Consider the following 18,180-nt stretch of genomic DNA (forward strand, 5'->3'; position numbering starts at 1 on the left):
CGTTACATCCCTCCTGCGATGTGTTGTACTATGCGGTACAGCATGACAGCCGTCTCCGCACGGCTGGTGTTATCCTGTGGGCGGAGCGAGCCTCCGCTGCCCTCGATCAACCCTTCACGAATCAAAGCCGCAACGCTGGATGCGGCGTAGTCCGCTACCCGCGAGGCGTCTGCAAATGCTTCCAGTTCAGAGCGGGTATCAGTCCCCCTGCTTTCGGCAAGCAGTCCTGCCGTATGCAGCGCCCGTTCTGTAAGCGTCATCATTTCCTGCCTGGAAATCAAGCGTTCCGGCTGGAAACGGTTATTGCCAGCTCCGTCGGTGACGCCAAGTGCTCGAGCAGCGCCCAACGCGTCGTAATAATAGGCTCCGGGACGCACGTCGTCGAAGTTGTCCTCGAAAGATGCTGACAGCTCCAGCGTGCGGCTCAGCAGCAGCACGAAGTCAGCGCGCTTGATTGGAGCTTCCGGGGCGAATGTTTCCGGAGAAATGCCCGTCAGGATGCCCTTAGCTGCGAGCGCCCGAATCGGCTTCTCCGCCCAAGCATAGTCCGCTAGGTCAGTGAACGTCATTGTCACATAAACGACGGCATAATGACCAGGATGTGCCGCACGGAAGATCACTTTGCCGCTGGAGCTATCATAATGACCGCTAGGTACCGGGTACGGATTGCCTGAGCGGTCGATAGACCAAACCGTGATTCCATCCGGAACGGCCAGCTCAGCTGCCGATGGGGTATACGGAATGGCGACGACCGGCGAATCAAGCCTCGGCCAATTGATCGCCTGCCCATCCAGCGCCGCCTGCACCATGACCGCCGGGCGTGTGCCAATGGCTGCCGCCACTCCTTGGGAAAGCGCATTCATTTGAGCTTCTCCTACTGTTATAGAAGCGGTCTGAGCTTCGGCCGTTAGGCTCTGTGCGAACAGGCTGGCCCGAAACGATACACTGGCCAATTCGGTGAGCAGCTCGAATTGCAGGTTTTTGCTATTTTCAAGCAGGACGCCTGCGGGTAATTGAAAGGCATAAGCCGTCGCGCCATCCTTTGGCGCAGCCTCGATGCGCAGCTTCAAGGCTCCTGCCTGGAGCTCTGCCATGGCTTGGTCAATGATCTCCTGCGTGAGGATAACTTGAACCATTCCCGCTGTATCTGGCGGCCCTTGGGGCTGAAGCAGGAGCGCAACCGAGCCGTCCTGCTGCGGTTCCGGCTTCACCGGTGCCGAAATAACCGCGCTGCCTCGGCTGCTGTGATTGCGGCCGCTTCCGCCCGGAGGTCGGCCTCCTGGCGTTCCGGTATCGTTTCGCGTCACCTGAAACGTAAACTGCCTCGACACTCGGTTGTTGCCAACCTTGAGCGTATACACGCCGCTTACGGCATCCGCAGGAATCGTGTAGACATAGCCCTGCTCCAGCTCGCTTCCAGTTATTGCTTGCTCATGGAGCAGCGTCCCATCCGGAGCTAACACTCTCCACAGTAAGGCAAGCTGATTGGTCGTGCCTAGAATACGCATCGCGCCACCTGCTTCGACTGAGCTGATCGCGCTTAACTCTAATGCAGGCTGCGGTTCGGGTTCAGTCCCCGGCTCCGTACCCGGCTCTCCATCGCCATTCCTGGCAACCGCATTGAAATCCCTTACGGCAGCCTCGCTGCCCGCTCCCGCTTTCACCGTATAGACGCCCACCGGAGCGTCAGCGGGAAGCGTAACCGTTTTACCGAATAGAAACTGCTCCTTAGTAAGCTGATCCATTTCCAGAATCGTTTGATTCGGCCTCAGGATCTGAACGATCAATTCAGGCAAGCCGGTCGTTCCTTGAATGGTGAAGGCTTCACCCTGCTTTCGCTCGCCGATCGGTGCCAGTATGGTGCCTGACGGCTCCGCATAGGCGGTGACTGGCGAAACCAGCAGGACGAGAACAAGCAGCCAATAGGCGATACTAAATCTGCCTCTCCTCACAGTTCATTCCCTCTTTTCGCATTGTAATAATGGGTTATTTATATGTATTGAGGCTGCAGCCATCATGCCAGCCGCATCAGACAACGATCAATCATTGCCTGACGCTAGCCTGAGCATGAATTTGCAGGCAATACCGCACTATGGAGAGCAAAGCGCTTATTGGAACACTCCCTGCCTGCTCCTGTTAAGCCTTACCCCTGAACTGTCCAGGAGTCATTCCCTCCATTTTACGGAAGTACCGGATAAAGTTGGCCGGATTATTATATTTCAGCTTCTCGGCGATTTCCGTGACCGTCATATCGGTCTCTCTCAGCCAGCGCTTGGCGACGTCCAGCCGATACTGGGCCAAATAATCCACATAGTTGATGCCAGTTTCCTGGCGAAACACACGGCTAATATATTGCGGATGATAATTGATTCGGGCGGCGCACTTTTCCAGCGTCAGATCGGTATCGAACTCTTCGGCGATCAGTTGCTTGACCTCTTCGGAAATCGTGCGGAACTGCTTCTCCCGCCGCTGCTCGAGCAGCGCGATTCCCGGTTCGACAAGCTGCCCGTTGAACCACGACTCGATATCCCTTACCGTTTGCAGCTGAATCAGCTCATCAAACAGCGAACGTTCATTGCGGGTAAGCGAATAGATCGAGACGCCGGCATCTTGCAGGAGACGGATCAATTCTACGAATAGCCGGACTAAAGCCAGCTGGTAGTCGTTCGGATGACCTCCCTGGCTGGAAACGCTCTCCATAAATCCTGCCAAGGCCTCCCCCGCCCGTTCCCGGTCTAACGACTGAATCGCATCCAGCACCCGCGCCGCCGCTTCCTTCGGATACGTTGGCTCATTGCTTATGTCAGGCTGCACGTCCTCGATGAACAGGACAGCCTCCCTCCCGAGCTGGAGGCGGTATTTCAGTGCTGCTGCACATTCTTCGTAGCCCTGCTCGGCCCCGGCCCATTCCTCAAAGCCCCGGCTGATACCTACGCTCGCTTCGATAGACATGTACCGTTTCACCGCATCTTGAATGGATTCGGCTATGCGGAACAACCGCTCCTTGAACGCATCGTCCGTCCCCGATTGCTTACCGATGATCAGTACAACCGCGTCCCGGTAAATAATCGGGACGAGACGCTCCTCCCCCGGTACGAGCTCGGAGACTATGTTGCTCATCGCATACAACAGCAAGTCACGGTCCTTCTCCTCGAAACGGCTCTTCTCCAGATCGTCGATCTGGAACAAAAGTACCCGTTTCTTCTCCCAGTCGTACGTGTGGCCGTAATAGTGTAGCCTTTCCTGCAGCGTCGCGGTCTTTTCCTCGCCTGTCAGCATTTTGCGGACAAGCAGCTCCGTCATATGCTCCTGCTGGCCCTCCAGCTGAAACTGCAGCTTCGATTGATTGGACAGCAGCGATTGAATCCCATCGGCAATGACTCCGAATTCGTCCTTACCTTCCCGAGTCGCCCGGTGATCTGCAAGAACGCGGTAAATACGGCGGACCGGGCTGTACACGCTGCGTGTGCCTAGAACAGCGATGAGCACCGAGATGCCCAACGCGAGAATGCTGACCCACAGGGATGTCCAAGCGATGCTCTGCGCCTGCTTCGTCATTTCGTGAATCGGCAGCACCGCAATATATATCCAGCCGTTATATGCGGATTTGCGATAAGAGACAGACATATCCTCGTCCCCTATGGCGGACTGCAGCAATCCTGTAGGCTCCTTCGAGTCTGCAATGGAGCGAATAAAGTTTTCCTGTGATACATCCCTGCCTACCCAGCTATCATCACTATGGGCTATGATGCGGCTGTTCTCGTCGACGATCATGATTTGTCCGTTGCTGTCCTCAAGATCGATAAAACGATTCGCCTCCTTGGCAGACAGCATGACGGCCATCATTCCTTGCGGATGCAAGGAATTGATGGGCCACTTTTTTACAATCATTATAGTCTGTTTGCTTGCAGCCGTCAGCGGTTCCTGATCAGTATTGTACTGCCCGGTCAGATCCATACTGACCCACCGGGAGCCTTGCGGCATGGCTGCAAACTCCTTCAGAAGACCCTTCATCCCGGGCTGGCTATGCTCGTCGATCCCGGAATTACTGATGATCCAATCCTTTTCCAAGCTGTACAAGAGAACGTCCTTAATCCCTAGCTCAAACGTTTGGATGCCGATAAGACTGTCATAGACGTCGGTAATCATTTCCGAATCCGCTGCTGTAAGCCGCTTACCAATAGCCGCCGTGACGAGAGGAGTATTAAGCAGCTGGGAGGCGGAATAATCGATCGTCTTTAACGTCTGCTCCACCCGAAGCTGTGTCTGCCGCAATATTTGCGCGTTGCTTTCGTTTACCTTTTCCAGCACCGTCTGGGATGAATAGTTATAGGAATACCAGCCCAGGATGAGAACTGGAAAAGCCCCCACTGCAAGCGTTAGCAATATCAATTTGCGGAAATAGGAATGTGTCCTCATGCCTGATGTCTTCTCCTTCGGAACGTCAATGTACTAAGTCTTTAATGCCCTTAGTATAGCAAAAAAGAGGTCAGCGCCGAGGGAAAAAATCACAGACCTCCCGCTACACGGCTTTGCTGGTCATGAATGGTTACTTCTTTGCGCTCTTGTTATACTCGGCGGTGTATTCCTCCATGATCTTGCTTCCGCCATTTTGCTTCCACTGCTCCACCGCTTTGTTCCAGCCATTCTCATCGATAGAGCCCATGATAAACTTTGTGCGCGCATCATCAATCAGCTTATCCAGCTCCTTACCCTTCTCGCTGTAGGTAGCCGAGATAAAAGCGTTCACCGGATTTTCAATCGCCCGTTTTGCGTTCTCCTGCCATACCTTGTCACGCAGGTGCACGAGCGGGGAGCCGAAGGTCGTGACCTGGTCTCTCAGCACCGCCAGCTGGGAGGAATCGCCCATACCGTATTCGACCAGCATTTTGGGATCGGTAGTTTTCTTGTACTGACCGTTCTCCACCGTGTATTGGCGTCCTTCAATGCCGTTGTACAGCATATTCTGCATGTCTTTATCCGACAGCTTGTCGAAATAGTTCAGGATGGCCTTCACCTCGGCTTCCGTTTTAACCGATGTCTTCGGAATCATGAAGATTCCGTAAGATCCCGTCCCGGCGATGCTGCGCAAGCCCTTAGGCCCCTCCAGAGCACCGATCAGGGTCATCTCGGCCTTAGGATCAACCTTCTTCGCCTGCTCCTCGATGCCATTGGCATCATTCAAGTTGGCGACCCATGCTCCCGCCGTCCCTTTATTCATCACCTGACGCCCGTCCTTCACCACGGCGAAATCCAGGTTCATCAGCTTTTCATCATACAGCTTCTTATAAAACTTCATCGTTTCCAAGTAAGCCGGGGACAGGTGGGCCGGACTCAGCTTGCCGTCCTTCACTTCCCAGTCGGCAGGGCCACCGTGCCACGCCAGCATAGTTCTCCAGCCTGCAGGCTCCTGCTGCTCGACGAGGCCGATGGTGTCGTTTTTGCCATTTTTGTCCGGATCATTATACGTAAACGCCTTCAAAACGTTGTAAAATTCATCAATCGTCTTCGGCTCCTTCAAGCCGAGATTGTCGAGCCAATCCTTGCGGAGTGTCAGCCCGTCCCTCGCCAGATCCCGTTCGCGGTAAATCCCGTATACTTTGCCGTCAATGGAAATCGCGTTCAAGGCGATCGGATTCATGCGGCTTAAATTTTTGTAATCCTTCAGGTAGGGTCCGAGCTCCCAAAACATCCCGGATCGTACGGAGTTGACGATGAACGGCGCTTTTTGATTTAATACCGTGATAACATTCGGCAGCTCGCCGGAGGCTACGGTAGCGCTCAGTTTATCCGAATAGGTAGCGGATGGCACCCAGTTGAGCTTCAGCTCGGTGTTCGTTGCCGATTGAATTTTTTTGAAAATTTCTCCGTCGGTAGACATCGGCTCCGGATTGAAGCTTGGCAGCATAATCGACATTTTATATGGTGCAGCTGTCTTCGCAGCATCGCCGGCTGCAGCCGGCTGTCCTCCCCCATCAGTTGCCTTAGTGCCGCCGCAGCCAGCAGCAGCACCAGCCGTCAGCGTCAGCACGGACGCCATAAGCATAGATTTGTGTAATTGTTGTTTCATTGAAACTTCCTCCCCTTATTTCATCATATCGATATCGGCAAACGGAGTAAACCGTTTATCCTTTGACGGAACCTAGCAGCACGCCTTTGGCAAAGTGCTTTTGCAGGAACGGATAAACCAAGAGAATCGGCAGCGTCGAGACGACAATCACCGCCATTTTGATGCTTTGCTCCGGCGGTTGAACGAAGTCCGAAGCGAGCGAGGTCGAATCACCCAACCCGCCGCCATCCGCCATGATGACGATCTGGCGCAGCAGCACCTGAATCGGCCATTTGGCTGCATCATTGATGTAGAGCACCGCGCTGAAAAATGTGTTCCAATGCCCCACGGCATAAAACAGGGAAAACGTAGCAATCGCCGGCAGCGACAACGGAATGACGATTCGAAACAGGATGCCGAGATCGTTGCAGCCGTCTATTTTGGCCGATTCTTCAAGACCGTCGGGCAGCTGCTGAAAAAAATTACGAAGAATAATCAGATTGAAGGCGCTTATCGCACCGGGTATTAACAGAGACCAGTAGGTATCGATCATGCCCAGCTGCTTGACGACAAGGAACGTCGGGATCATCCCACCGCTGAACAGCATCGTAAAGATCACGGCCATTTGAATCGGCGTCCGGTAATCCAGATCTTTGCGTGCTAATGGATACGCCATTAAGCAGGTCATGAAAATATTGATGAGCGTGCCGGCCAATGTAATATAGACGGTTATTCCCAAGCTTTTGAGCAGCGTCCCGGTGGAAAAGATGTATTCGTAGGAGCTCAGTGTAAACTCGGTCGGAAACAGGATGAATCCCCGCTCCAGAAGCTCCTTCTGGGTCTCGAACGACCCGGCGATAATATAGATGAATGGAATGAATGTAACAAGAGCAAACAAAACCAGGACGGTGACATTCACCGTATCGAATAACCGGCTGCCGAAGGTGCGGTCTTTAACCATGCCTACCCTTCCTCTCCATGTGTTATACGACCCCTTCCTCGCCCATTTTCTTGGCGATAAAATTAGAGGCTGCGACCAGCACCAGACCGACGATCGATTTGAACAGGCCGACGGCCGTACTGTAGCTGTACTGCCCTTCCGTGATGCCCGTCGAGTACACGTACGTATCAAATACCTCGCCGACCTCGCGGTTCATCGCATTGAGCATCAGCCATATCTGCTCGAAGCCGGTGTCGAGAAAGTGTCCTAGCCGCAAAATAAGCAGAATGACAATCGTGGAACGAATCGCAGGTACCGTAATGTGACGAAGCTGCTGAAGCCGGTTCGCCCCATCGATCCGGGCCGCTTCATATAACTGCGGGTCTACGCCAGCCAGGGCCGCAAGGAATATGATCGTGCCCCAGCCAGTCTCCTTCCAGATCACCTCTGCGGTGATAAACGTCCGGAACCAGTCGGCGCTGAGCAGAAAGTTGATCTTCTCGGCTCCGAGCGACTTCAACGCTTCATTCACAAGTCCGCCTTCGGTCGTAAAGAACAAGTAGACGATGGATACGATGACGACCCACGACATGAAGTGGGGAATATACACGACCGTCTGGATCATCCGTTTGAACAGCTCCAGGCGCAGCTCATTCAGCATTAGCGCGATCACAATAGGCAGCGGGAAGAAAAAGACGATATTGTAAATCGCCAGGACAAATGTGTTCTTAAGCAATCTCCAAAAGAGAGGATCTCCGAAAAACCGGTTGAAATGCTTCATCCCTACCCATTCGCTATCCCAGAAACCGAGAAACGGCTGATAATTTTTGAATGCGATTAATACCCCGTACATTGGAATGTACTTGAAAATAAGAAAATAAAAGATGCCGGGAAGCAGCATCAGGTAAAGCCAGCGATTGCGCAGCATACGTCGAATGCGCTGCTTGCGGTATAACATATCGCCTGATACCTTGATGGCCGCTGCGGCCGATTCCGTGGTCATAACGCCCCTTCCTTTCTTTCAATGGATTATGCCGTGGATGCTCTCCACTAAGCTGCAGAGTTGATTCACCGGTGAACCAAGTCTTGCTGTCACCTCTGCATCATAGGGTAATGCTTTCATTGCCGTCCATAGTCATTCCGGTACGTAATTGCAAAAACACGAAAAAAGCCTTGCAGCAGCGGCTTACAAGGCTTGATTGTCATTATAAGAGGGGAAATAGTCATTTTTTGATTCATGGATCGAATGCGGATTCCTCGGCTCCTAGCCTCAACATGTTTTAGAATCTACATGCTTTCTGTTCTTCTGCTAGAGTCTGCATTCCTCTTCTTACGTGACCAGACGACAACCGGAATAAGCAGTAAGGATAGGATCCCTCCGATCAAAGAGAGTGTGGAGTAGCTGGATTGGGCTACAACCATACCGGACAACGCGCCTCCGGAGGCACCAGCCAAAGCGATTAGCACATCAATAGTGCCTTGCGTCTTCGCCCGGATTTGCGGCGGCGTCGCATCGACGATGGCCGCTGTCCCGCTAATTAAACCAAAATTCCAGCCTAAACCAAGCAGAGCCAGCGCCAGAATGAGCAGAACCATCGAATCACCAGGTGCAAAAGCAGCCACTAAGCCTGCCAATAGCAAGGTGACACCGGAGGCATAGGACATCATCGTGCGCCCGAATTTATCGACGAGCACGCCGGTAACGAGGGAAGGCAAATACATCGCAGCAACGTGAATGCCTATGACGATACCCACCTCGCCAAGACCATGGCCGTGATGCTTCATGTGAACCGGCGTCATCGTCATAATGGCAATCATAACGATTTGGGTAAGCACCATTACGGTTGCCCCCACTATAATCCCCGGCTTATGGACACGCGGCTCTGCCTCATGCCTGCTTGCTCCGCTGCCTTGCGCAGCCTTAAGCCGCTCTACATCTGCAATGGCCTTGGCGACCACAAGGGGATCGGGGCGGAGAAACAAGAGAAGAACCAGCCCGGCCAAAATATAAGCCGCGGCACCCAGCATAAACGGACCCGTTAAAGCAGGAGCTCCCATGGATGACGCTACCTTGCCAGTGACATTGACCAGATTCGGCCCGGCCACCGCACCAAAGGTCGTGAAGACCATGGCGGCACTAATTGCTTTGGCCCGTTGGGTAGCCGGCGCCAAATCCGTACCGGCATAACGAGCCTGCAAGTTGGTCGCTGTACCGGCACCATAGACTAACAAAGAAATGAAGAGCAGCGGCACATTATGGAGAATTGCTGCGAGAACGACACCTAATGCTCCAATCCCCCCTGTCAAAAAACCGGCGGCAAGCCCCACCCTGCGGCCCATACGCTGGGAAAGCCGGCCGACTAAAAGCGCTGCGGCAGCGGAACCTAGCGTAAACAACGCGGAAGGAACTCCCGCATACCCGTCCACGCCGAGCATCTCTTGGGCAAGCAGTGCGCCAACCGTGATTCCCGCAGCCAAACCTGCACCGCCAAAAATTTGAGAAGCAATGACGATTCTCATGGTTCTCTTGTACAACTGATACTGCTTCTCGGGAGAGGCTGCGTATTCCCTTAGCGTCTCCGGAAGACTTTTTATCTTATCTTCAAGCGGTAAATTACCTTCTGGCATTTGTTTTCTCCTTAGTTAACTGCTTACCGAGTCCCCATGACATACCCCGTATGCTTCTACACGTAGAAGCACTTGCCCTTCTCCAGGTTGAGGCACCGGGATTTCGACCAGCTTCAATTTTTCACCTTGGCCGGAATTTGCATAGCTTTCATCATTTTCATTGCATCATTCCTCCTCCTACAGTCCGGTTATGGAACTCCCTTAGTATAGAATAAAAAGGTATAGTATTCAATTGTATAATTGAATACTATATAATGAGTACTGTTCTAAAAAGTTATGAAAACCTTTCCATAACTTGAAATGTGGACATATAAAAAACGCAACCTAATTGCTGCGCCTTTCTAAAAAAACTATGAACTTGTCTGCCATTCATGTACGCCTTCTTCAATGCGATAGGCCTTGAATCCCTTTTTCTGCATCTGCTCAACGGCTTGCGTGGTGAATACACAATACGGTCCTCGGCAATAGGCTGCAATTTCGGCATCTTTTGGCAAATTTTGAAGATAATCGTCAAGTTCTTCCATTGGAACAGAAACTGCTCCTTCAATATGCTCCGTCTCGTACTCGTCTTTAGGACGAACATCCAATATAAGGAAATTGCCCGATTTCATCTTCTCCAATACTTCCTTCTTGGATATTGTACGAACGTTATTGTAATGCTGATATATATTTTGCTTGAGACGGGGAACGTCCGAAAGCTGATGTTCGGAGATTTTCCATAAAGACGTCAAAAACTCTGTGACCATGGGATTTGCCAAAGAGTAAATAACATAAGTCCCTTTTTTTGTAAATCTCACCAGATTAGCATCCAGCAAAATTTGAAGATGACGAGATACATTGGCAAGGTTCATTCCAGATTGATGAGCTATCGTTTCTACCGATTTTGAACCATTGGATAATAAACTCAAAATTTCGAGTCTTCTCTCACTGGAAAGGCATTTCCCAATTCGGGCATATTGTAAAAATAATTGTTCTTTATATATTTGTGCTAGTTGAGCATCTTCCATTAGTACCACCGCCATCATTATTCAAGTGAATATTTGAATTATAAGATGTTCATTTTTAAAATTCAAGTAATCCCGATAGGATTCCTAATTCATACCTAATAAAAACCGATTTTCGATAAACTCATTAGTTTACCAAAAACCGGAAGCCTTATAGATTAATATTTGGCGTCTATTTGGAAATCGTCCGCATGCAGATTGCCGTCCTTACCAAGAATACAGTCATCCTTGAATACGAGATAACGGGCTTCTTCCCCGTCGGGAGCAAAATCGACTAATTCATATCTATCCGCATGCTCATATTGAATCGGAAACTCTTTACCTTCAATCACTACATGTAGCTTCATTGTACTTTTCTCCTTTCTTATGGAAAGTACTATCCTATCTGTATTGATCTACAATGTGTAAAAGCCTATACCCTTACATATTGTTGTCATCTTGCATTTTTTTACACAAACGGCTGCGGCAAATAGCAAATGTTGGCCGTTATCGGGCCAAATATACAGCAAAAAGACACTGATCTGTATAGTCAGTGCCTTCTTTCTATAAGTGAAATTCAAGTTGTCCCTTCGATCCTCTGGAAGCGATTTTTGAACCTGAGGCAATAGTCCTCCAGCTCGTGAAAAAGCACCTGATGACACATCAGACCGTTCACGAGAAAGCGTTTTGAGCCCGGTAAGACATTCCATTTGGAGAAGAGCCTTTCCTCCTCCGATTGACCCTCTGTAACCCAAAACTGAATTTTCTCAACATCCCGGTTGCCCGCTTTTATCTCGCTTAGAAGATTCATCAGACCTTGCATAAACAAGCTCGTACGCCGATATTCCGGACGCAGATACGCGACCTCCACTTGACAGATATGCCGATCCTCATAGCCGTTGGGACCGGTTCCATAGACGAAACCGGCAGCTCCAACCACATCGTAGTCCTCTTCCGAGAGGATCAGCATCGCCTTACCGAAAATGAGCGGACTACTTATAAAGCTGAGCTTTACGGCAAATGCGTACGGCAAGTTCAAATCGGCGTGATGCCGGAGCAGAAACTTCACATAACTCTCGAAATCCAGTTCCGTGGTGCATGGCCGGCATAAAAAAAACATTACTTAGCCGGTTGTGGTTGTGGCTGGATTTGCGGAACTGCTCTTAGGGTGTCATTGAGAATAGCGAATCTCCCCAATTTACCGCCAGTTTTCTTGTCGATATTAGGTGGTGGCAAAAACATGTGTTATCCTCCATTTCGTGTCAAAAAAATGTATTCTTTACTCAATTATACCTTGATATATCGAGTTAAGGTAGTCCTTAAATGGTGAATTTTAGCACAAAATACGGTCTCTTCTCCAAGGATACCCTCCTGGGTATGGCTGGCACTCGAAAATTTGGAATAAAGTCTGCATAAGTATGTATTTTCCGTTAAAGCGTTGAATCTGAGCTCCTGTACATCCGGATGGGCTTCGATAATCAGCTCAATCATGTAATACAGTCCTTTAACAAAGAGGCGTGTCCCCCGGTATGCTTTGTCCATAATGGCAAAGTTTACGAAGGCGATTTCCTTATCCTCGAATTGTTTTTCAGGCGTTCCATGATAGTAAGTCATCATTCCGAGCACCTGATTGTCAGTATTCGTGATGTAAATCAGATGGCCTTGCGTAATATGAGAACATAACAGGGAGACCATGTCCAAGGTACCATAAGAAGGGTGCAATTCACGTCGGTTCTCAATAGCAAATAAACTGACATCGGCCAAAGCCTCGTCGCTGACGCAACGTTTGCAATAGGTTGTCATCGGGCAGCCTCTTTCTCGATTATTTTGCAGGAATGAGTTTTACAATACCATTTCCCCCGCTTCTTCTCTTCAGTGATATAATAAACGGTTATTACTTATATGAGGATTTTACCATAGCCGGCTCCCAAATACCTTACCAACATAAATAAATGACCTTATTGAAAATCTCAAACCTGACCCTTGGTCGTTCTCGTTCAGCGCTTATTGTTCATTTTCATATTAGACACCTGATTATTTATGTTTAGTTTAAAATAACGATAAATGGAAAAATTGGTTAATACCGATAATACATCAGCGCGAGGTACATATGACCTATTTCCATTGGTTTATGAAACAGAACCCTGAGCACCGCGAAGAAAACGATATGAACAACGGTCAAATTGAACCTGAGCCTGTCGAGGCCGATACTTATCCGATTGAAGAACGGTTAACTTGGATTCGTCAGCAATTGATCGACAATTCAGATGTAGCTTACCACAACTTTATTGCAGGTCCGATGGTGGCGTGCACCATTATTTATTTGCGCGGAATGATCGATTTAACCACTTTGCAGGAGGATGTTCTTAAGATTGTTCTTCGTATGGATGCGGCGAATGCGGATGAATTCCGCAAGCAGCTCTTCGACCGTAAGCAATTGTCGGTTTCGGACTACCGATTCCTGTTCACGCTTTCGGAGGGGATATCGTCTATTCTGGATAGCAAGGCCGTTCTTATTATAGACGGTGAACAAAGAATAATTGAACTTCCTCTATCCAAGTATTCAAAACGTGCTATTGAAGAGCCGCCCAACGAATCCGGTATCAGGGGACCACGAGAGGCTTTTATAGAAGATGCCAGTATTAACTTGACCTTAATTCGCAAACGTTTGAGAACGCCAAAATTTAAGACGGAGACCCTGCGGATTGGAACGTTAACCCAGACCAAGGTGTTAATTGGTTACATTGACGGCCTCTGCAAGAAAGATTTACTGGATGAAGTGAAATATCGGTTGTCGAAAATTGACATCGATAGCGTTTTGGGAAGCAGCACTATCGAGGAATTTTTGGACGATACTCCTTTCTCTCCTTTCCCGCAGCTGCAATATACGGAACGGCCGGATATTACGGCTGCTGCACTTCTTGAGGGGCGCGTGGCTATTATTGTCGACGGGACTCCGATTGTGATTATCGCTCCGGTTACCTTGATGATGCTGCTGCAGTCCTCTGAAGATTATTACCAGCGCTTCATTGCTTCAACCTGGATACGATGGATCCGATACTTTTTTCTGTTCGTTTCGCTGCTGTTACCGTCTACCTATATCGCAATTACGACCTTTCATCCGGAGATTATTCCTTCAAAATTGCTTGTCACCGTCATGTCTTCCAGAGAAATCGTCCCGTTTCCAGCCTTAATCGAAGCCTTTATTATGGAAATTTCTTTTGAGGCACTGCGGGAAGCAGCCATTCGTATCCCCAAATCCATCGGGCAGGCGGTATCCATTATTGGAGCGCTTATTATTGGCACTGCAGCTGTACAGGCAGGCATCGTGTCAGCGGCAATGGTGATCATTGTGTCTTTAACAGGCATTGCTTCATTCATCAGTCCTCACTACGATCTGGGACTGGCCTTTCGTTTATTGCGATTTCCAATTATGATATTAGCCGGATTCTTTGGATTGTTCGGAATTGCCTGCGGCATGTTATTTCTTTACATCCACCTTATCAATCTGCGTTCCTTCGGAATGCCGTATTTATCCCCGATCGCCCCTTTCGTCCCGAGTGATCTGAAGGATACTCTAGTTCGTGCTCCGTGGTGGCTCATGAAAAAACGCCCGATGCAGGCTGCACCGAATAAAACGAGACAAGGAAAGGTTACTCGAAAGTGGTCGTATTCGGAGGAGGGTAGTAATGATTAAATCCAAATTTCCCGCTTACGTTACTTTATGGACGTTGATTACGCTATGCCCTTTATTACTGCTAACTGGCTGCTGGAATTCTATCGAAATCAATGACCGGGCCTTCGTGAAAATGATGCTGCTTGATAAATCCGAGTCTGGAATTGAGGTTACTCTCTGCTTCCCCCTGCCTAATCGCCTCATTCCAGGACAATCCGGCGGTTCCGGTGGGCAAACTGGCAAACCCTATACCTATATTACGAAAACGGGGCGTGACATCGGGGAGGCCTATCGGTTTATTCAATCGGACCTTTCAAGAAAAATTACGTTCGGACAAACAAGTATCGTCGTTATAGGGAATGCTCTGGCTAAAGAAGGGATTTTGCCCGTATTAGAATTTATCGCCCGCGAGCCACGCTTTCATATCAATGCCAGCATGTTCATTACAGAGGGTAAGGTTAAGAAAATGATGGCAGTTCCTGTTGTATTCGAGCGTTTTCCCGTAGATATCCTGGTGGCCTATGCCAAACAGCATATCACCGTCCGTGCGACCGTTAAGGATGCCCTCATGGCTACCTACTCGGGCGGAGATCTATTCATACCAATGCTTAGCTTTGAGATGAAAACCGTGCCTAGTGAAAAAAATAAAACTCAGCAATGGATGGGTACCGATGGAGCTGCCATTTTCAAGCTTGGAAAGATGGTAGGGACATTGGATACGAATGAAATGCGCGGAGCAATGTGGGTACAGGAGACGGTAAGGGATTCTGAGATCACGGTTCCTTCCACAATAGACGGGAAGGAAGTTAGCTTCATGGTAAAAAATAATCGAACATCGATAAAACCGGTTTTATCCGGTGATCAAATCACCATAAATATCCAAAGCAGAGCTAGCGCTGATCTCATCTCGTCCGAATCTGATATCGACTTTCTGGACGCGAAGCAGCTGGCCGTTCTTGAACACGACCTTGCGACTCTTGTTCAGGACCGCATGTCTATGGCAATAAGAAAATCACAAGAAGCAGGCTCGGATGCGTTCCAAATCGGCCAATATATCGATTGGAATTATCCGAATAAATGGATGACCATCGAACCGCAATGGCGTTACCTTTATGCCAAAAAAGTTAAGTTTGACATTCAGGCTCGAATTCTCATAAAGCATTTAGGTACGGAAAAGCATCCTCTCCGAATACAAACACTTAAAGACACGGGGGCTTGATCATGATACTTATCGGGATCGCTTTTGGATGCATTATTGGTTACGAATGGTTTTACCTGAAACGAAAACAGCGAAAGCAGCGGACTTACTTTATCGTGCTGGGGACGGCACTATTCCTCTTTCTAGGGACAGAAACGCTATATATATTCAAGGATAAATTTACAATGGCTCGACTCGTTCAAAGCATCTTCATGTCCATTGAAAATTATATCGCTGGGGGTGGTACGAAATCATGACGAACTATTTGGGACGAGTATCCCAATTACAGATATATATGCTATTTACACAATACTTGTTTACAACCATTCTCGGTTTCTTAATGGGGACGTTAGTTGAGAAGGCGGGTTTTGCTGCATGGCTGTCTTTAATTGCAGGTGCCCTTGCAGGTATTGGATTTACCTATGTTTCATTTCGATTAGGTCTTAAGCGCCCGACTCAATTTTTTGGTCATTACGGACATACAATTATCGGAAGATGGATTCATTATCCGCTCGTTGCCATAATGATATTCTCTTTCTTGTTCTCAGCATCGTTTGTAATGAGAGAGCTGCAGGATTTCATCAGCGATGTGTATTTACCGAATACCCCTGATTGGGCTGTAGCATCTCTCTTCGGCCTATGCGTGGCTTATGCTGTGCGATCTGGAGTAGAAACTATTTTCCGCTCTGCCCAAGGCATCTTTTTCTTAAGTGTTGTAGGTGTTCTAATTGTCCCTCTCTTCGTCGGCAGCACTATGAACCCGGACATGTGGATCGCATTGACGAACCATTTTAGACCCAAAGGGATATGGAGCGGCATGTACATTGTCATGGCTCTTTACGGTCAAATGAATTTTATATTGTTCCTCATCCCCTACTTTGCCGAGAAGCACAATACAATGAAGTCGATTATTTGGGCAGTGGCAACATCCGTATTTATAATTTTGGCTAATTTGATACCGACCCTATTGATTTTTGGAACCAAATTATCTGCCAACATGTTTTTCCCGGAACTTGAATTAATCAGTTACGTACGAATCGGTACGTTTCTTGAAAATTTGGATCCTATTCTCATATCCGTATGGTTATCAAGCTTATTTATCAAAATCAGCCTTTTCTTATTCGTGTCTGTCATCGCACTTACCCATACATTTGCATTAGAGGATCATAAACCATTCTCGTTCTCGATGACTGCAGCTATGATCGCTTTATGCTTGCTCATGGCGCGAACCGCCCCAGAGCTAACAGAATTGCTTAAGCATGGGGAAATGACTTTTCTCATCTTGACCGAATGCATACCCATTATATATTTTTTGGTAGATGCTGTGCGCTTCAAACGTTCGATTAGCTATGACCAAAAGTAAAGTGAAGCGTTTCGACACATTGCCGAAACGCTTATATTCGTATAAACTACGTTCGGAAAACCGGAAGCTCCGCAAAATGATAATCGCCGCAGCCCGACTAGTTGGGCTTCACGATAACGGTGTACATGCCATACGATGTGCTGCCGTTATTTCCCAGAGAAACGGTCGAATTGGCTGCATACGACTTTTGATATAAGCTGAATGTCCGCGGAGTTGATTCGTTGTTGACCAGATCTTCGCCCGTATCTGTCCAGCCGCTTAGCCATGAAGGCTTGGGGGATATCATATCGTTCATGGCAACGAACACGACGGCATTTTGAGTGACTGTAAACGTTACGGCCGGGTCGGACGAATAGGCCTTCGAATCGTTTGCCGTTCGGATCCAATCCGATCCAGCGACAAGGGAAGGAACCGAAGTAAATGTGAAAGCACGGTCCCCGTATTCGGTTTGACCGGACTGCAGATTTTTCTGAATCGACCAATCCGCAGCGTTAGCAGAATCTTTGACTGATAAATTCGTAATCAGGGTTGTGGACGCAGGATCCTTGCCGATACTGATGTTACTCAAATAGCAGTTCCTTGTATTGTTAGCCTTTACCCCTTCATCCGTATTGTAAATCCCGAACTTCGTATGCATGTTTACGGTTTCCCTCGGGAAAGATAAACCGGTTTTATTTAGAACAAGCGATCCGTTAATCCAAAATTTAAAATAGGCGTTAGAAGCCGAGCCTTTCCATTCAACCTTAAAATCGTTCCACTCATTCGTTTTCAGTGTGTAGTTAACATCAGAGCCGCCGCTCACGCCCATAACAGACAGCTTTCCCGTGCCATCAGCCTTAAGCATCCAATAAGGGCCGTTATCTCCGATCACTTGTGCGATGGAAGCATTGACTACAGAGGTATCAAAGCGCTGTCCCCATGCGATGCTGACGACTTGATCCCGCGGCCACTCGTAGCCGTTCTCGACGTTGATTTCTGTTCTCGGATTCGTACCCGAGGATGTGCGATAATCGTCATCCTTCTGCCATAACAGCTTAAGTACCGTCCCACGCTGCCCTAAGGGGTCGGTGACTCTGGTGATCCGATTGCTCGGAAGGCCGGAGGGTGAAGGTTTGGTGCCGTCCGTGTTTTGCTCGAAATCCTGGGAATACATGATTTTGCCATCCGCGACCGGCCCTTGGGTATCTGCAAATGCGAATGAGGGGATTGACGCAAAACCCGTAATAAACAATACAAGTAAACAGGCGCATACTTTCGAATATCTCATCATCTTAGAAACCTCCTTAGATTGGAATGACAACTTACCCAAAACAAGCAGCTTCCCACCTCCATACTGAAATATC

Annotated in this window: 14 protein-coding genes; 3 read left to right on the top strand and 11 right to left on the bottom strand. The window is 48.8% G+C overall.

Annotated elements, in window-relative coordinates:
- Positions 1 to 2 precede the first annotated feature (2 nt).
- The 10 genes from ABEA66_RS15930 to ABEA66_RS15975 form a co-directional block, all read right to left on the bottom strand.
- A complete protein-coding gene (locus ABEA66_RS15930; RefSeq protein ID WP_345588782.1) occupies positions 3 to 1,952 on the bottom strand; it encodes an S-layer homology domain-containing protein in 1,950 nt (649 codons plus the stop codon).
- A 184-nt stretch (positions 1,953 to 2,136) separates the two neighbouring features.
- Positions 2,137 to 4,419 (bottom strand): helix-turn-helix domain-containing protein, encoded by a 2,283-nt coding sequence (locus ABEA66_RS15935; RefSeq protein ID WP_345588784.1) that lies wholly within the window; start codon positions 4,417 to 4,419, stop codon positions 2,137 to 2,139.
- A 130-nt stretch (positions 4,420 to 4,549) separates the two neighbouring features.
- On the bottom strand, positions 4,550 to 6,070 hold the full coding sequence (locus ABEA66_RS15940) for an extracellular solute-binding protein (protein WP_345588785.1): 1,521 nt from the start codon (positions 6,068 to 6,070) through the stop codon (positions 4,550 to 4,552).
- A gap of 55 nt (positions 6,071 to 6,125) precedes the next feature.
- Positions 6,126 to 7,010 (bottom strand): carbohydrate ABC transporter permease, encoded by an 885-nt coding sequence (locus tag ABEA66_RS15945; protein WP_345588787.1) that lies wholly within the window; start codon positions 7,008 to 7,010, stop codon positions 6,126 to 6,128.
- Between the two features lie 22 nt (positions 7,011 to 7,032).
- Complete coding sequence (locus ABEA66_RS15950) at positions 7,033 to 7,947, bottom strand: ABC transporter permease (RefSeq protein WP_345589312.1); 915 nt, start codon at positions 7,945 to 7,947, stop codon at positions 7,033 to 7,035.
- Between the two features lie 329 nt (positions 7,948 to 8,276).
- Positions 8,277 to 9,617 carry an MFS transporter gene (locus ABEA66_RS15955; RefSeq protein WP_345588789.1) on the bottom strand — a complete coding sequence of 447 codons (1,341 nt, stop codon included), beginning with the start codon at positions 9,615 to 9,617 and terminating at the stop codon, positions 8,277 to 8,279.
- A 350-nt stretch (positions 9,618 to 9,967) separates the two neighbouring features.
- Positions 9,968 to 10,624, bottom strand: coding sequence for an ArsR/SmtB family transcription factor (locus ABEA66_RS15960; RefSeq protein ID WP_345588791.1), 657 nt, complete (start codon positions 10,622 to 10,624; stop codon positions 9,968 to 9,970).
- A gap of 155 nt (positions 10,625 to 10,779) precedes the next feature.
- Complete coding sequence (locus ABEA66_RS15965; RefSeq protein WP_345588793.1) at positions 10,780 to 10,968, bottom strand: hypothetical protein; 189 nt, start codon at positions 10,966 to 10,968, stop codon at positions 10,780 to 10,782.
- Between the two features lie 209 nt (positions 10,969 to 11,177).
- Positions 11,178 to 11,669: a hypothetical protein gene (locus tag ABEA66_RS15970; RefSeq protein ID WP_345588795.1), complete on the bottom strand. Its 492-nt coding sequence runs from the start codon at positions 11,667 to 11,669 to the stop codon at positions 11,178 to 11,180.
- Positions 11,670 to 11,887: 218 nt separating this feature from the next.
- A complete protein-coding gene (locus tag ABEA66_RS15975; RefSeq protein ID WP_345588797.1) occupies positions 11,888 to 12,403 on the bottom strand; it encodes a hypothetical protein in 516 nt (171 codons plus the stop codon).
- A 307-nt stretch (positions 12,404 to 12,710) separates the two neighbouring features.
- Here ABEA66_RS15975 and ABEA66_RS15980 point away from each other — a divergent pair, with 307 nt between their 5' ends.
- From ABEA66_RS15980 to ABEA66_RS15990, 3 genes are all read left to right on the top strand, one after another.
- The gene (locus tag ABEA66_RS15980; protein WP_345588799.1) at positions 12,711 to 14,297 is read left to right on the top strand and encodes a spore germination protein; all 1,587 of its coding nucleotides are present in this window, start codon (positions 12,711 to 12,713) and stop codon (positions 14,295 to 14,297) included.
- Positions 14,290 to 15,495 carry a Ger(x)C family spore germination protein gene (locus ABEA66_RS15985; protein WP_345588801.1) on the top strand — a complete coding sequence of 402 codons (1,206 nt, stop codon included), beginning with the start codon at positions 14,290 to 14,292 and terminating at the stop codon, positions 15,493 to 15,495. Before ABEA66_RS15980 ends, ABEA66_RS15985 begins: the two co-directional genes overlap by 8 nt.
- 232 nt (positions 15,496 to 15,727) lie before the next feature.
- A complete protein-coding gene (locus ABEA66_RS15990; protein ID WP_345588803.1) occupies positions 15,728 to 16,837 on the top strand; it encodes a GerAB/ArcD/ProY family transporter in 1,110 nt (369 codons plus the stop codon).
- A gap of 97 nt (positions 16,838 to 16,934) precedes the next feature.
- On the opposite strand, the gene ABEA66_RS15995 is transcribed toward ABEA66_RS15990, so the two are convergent.
- Positions 16,935 to 18,107 carry a heparin lyase I family protein gene (locus ABEA66_RS15995; RefSeq protein ID WP_345588805.1) on the bottom strand — a complete coding sequence of 391 codons (1,173 nt, stop codon included), beginning with the start codon at positions 18,105 to 18,107 and terminating at the stop codon, positions 16,935 to 16,937.
- Positions 18,108 to 18,180 lie beyond the last annotated feature (73 nt).

Origin of the sequence: Paenibacillus vulneris (assembly GCF_039543185.1) — a bacterium.
Taxonomy (GTDB): Bacteria; Bacillota; Bacilli; order Paenibacillales; family NBRC-103111; genus Paenibacillus_S; species Paenibacillus_S vulneris.

Coding starts and splice junctions, on each gene's coding strand:
- ABEA66_RS15935 (WP_345588784.1), bottom strand. CDS start 4,419: ATGAGGACACATTCCTATTTCCGCAAATTGATATTGCTAACGCTTGCA.
- ABEA66_RS15940 (WP_345588785.1), bottom strand. CDS start 6,070: ATGAAACAACAATTACACAAATCTATGCTTATGGCGTCCGTGCTGACG.
- ABEA66_RS15945 (WP_345588787.1), bottom strand. CDS start 7,010: ATGGTTAAAGACCGCACCTTCGGCAGCCGGTTATTCGATACGGTGAAT.
- ABEA66_RS15950 (WP_345589312.1), bottom strand. CDS start 7,947: ATGTTATACCGCAAGCAGCGCATTCGACGTATGCTGCGCAATCGCTGG.
- ABEA66_RS15955 (WP_345588789.1), bottom strand. CDS start 9,617: ATGCCAGAAGGTAATTTACCGCTTGAAGATAAGATAAAAAGTCTTCCG.
- ABEA66_RS15960 (WP_345588791.1), bottom strand. CDS start 10,624: ATGGAAGATGCTCAACTAGCACAAATATATAAAGAACAATTATTTTTA.
- ABEA66_RS15965 (WP_345588793.1), bottom strand. CDS start 10,968: ATGAAGCTACATGTAGTGATTGAAGGTAAAGAGTTTCCGATTCAATAT.
- ABEA66_RS15975 (WP_345588797.1), bottom strand. CDS start 12,403: ATGACAACCTATTGCAAACGTTGCGTCAGCGACGAGGCTTTGGCCGAT.
- ABEA66_RS15980 (WP_345588799.1), top strand. CDS start 12,711: ATGACCTATTTCCATTGGTTTATGAAACAGAACCCTGAGCACCGCGAA.
- ABEA66_RS15985 (WP_345588801.1), top strand. CDS start 14,290: ATGATTAAATCCAAATTTCCCGCTTACGTTACTTTATGGACGTTGATT.
- ABEA66_RS15990 (WP_345588803.1), top strand. CDS start 15,728: ATGACGAACTATTTGGGACGAGTATCCCAATTACAGATATATATGCTA.
- ABEA66_RS15995 (WP_345588805.1), bottom strand. CDS start 18,107: ATGATGAGATATTCGAAAGTATGCGCCTGTTTACTTGTATTGTTTATT.